The organism is Gilliamella sp. X-23 (assembly GCF_057063545.1).
In genome coordinates this window covers 1-1015 of sequence record NZ_JBXSQG010000031.1, presented here as the reverse complement: position 1 = coordinate 1015, position 1015 = coordinate 1, and the positions used below count along the sequence as shown (strand labels likewise).

1 protein-coding gene is annotated in these 1015 nt (G+C 35.1%); it reads right to left on the bottom strand.

The features are described from left to right. The coding region (locus tag ACYH9I_RS11235; RefSeq protein WP_483560788.1) for an RNA-directed DNA polymerase at positions 1 to 866 on the bottom strand (866 nt) is incomplete at its 3' end. Between the last annotated feature and the right edge of the window lie 149 nt (positions 867 to 1015).

Below are 1015 nucleotides of genomic sequence, written 5' to 3'. Positions count from 1 at the left end.
ACCTTATAACCTAAATAATCAGCACCTTGCCGACATAGTTGTAAATGTTGTTTTCTGGGATGAAGTTGTAATTTTAGCTGTGTGGTAAGAAATTGGTTAATTTGTTGTTTCCATGCTAATAATTGTTTAGCCGAATTGCCGAGTATAAAAAGGTCATCCATATAACGCACATAACCTTTTATTTTTAATTGATGTTTTATAAAGTGGTCAAGCGGATTTAAATATAAATTAGCAAAAAGTTGGCTACTTGCTGAACCAATCGGAATCCCTGTATCCGGAGGAGATGACGCTAATCGCTTATGTTTGGGAATGGTTTCTAATAATGCTCTGCTACCGCTAACAACATAAGCAGATTGTGCGACATTTTGTAGTAATATTTTACTTGATACATAGGCAATTAATGATTGGTTATGGGGTGCATGTTTTTTTAATAAGGTTAACCAGTTATTGAGTAATGTTGGGCGATGAATTGAGTTGAAATAATTTTGAATATCGAGCTGTAAATAGTAAGTATTATTGGGTCTACGCATTAATTGTTGTACTCGCTTTACGGCATATAAAGTACCTTTACCAATACGATTAGAGTAAGAGTCTTCAATAAAGTGAGGACTAATAATTGGCTCAGCTTGGTTTACTAACCAACATTGCAATAATCTGTCACGATAAGCAGGTGCATAGATTTCGCGTAGCTTTGGGTCGCAAACGGCAAAACGTGTATAGGTGCTTGGTTGGTACTTTTGGTTCAGTACATCGTTTGCTAACTCGTTACACAGTTCGGCAATATTTAAAAATGACAAAGATTTTTGTAAACTTTGTGCGGTTTGTGTGGCTGCATTTAATAATTGTTTTGTGAGGTTATTATGCATAATGAATTGCCTAATCCTATTAAATCAACTTTTGTTCAACCTAAAATATTTAATGATTTAGTGACATTATACCAATGCTATTGGCAAACGCATTGCCACTTACCAAAGTCCTTTAAATTTACCACTGGCGAAGCGATATTGACCGAGCT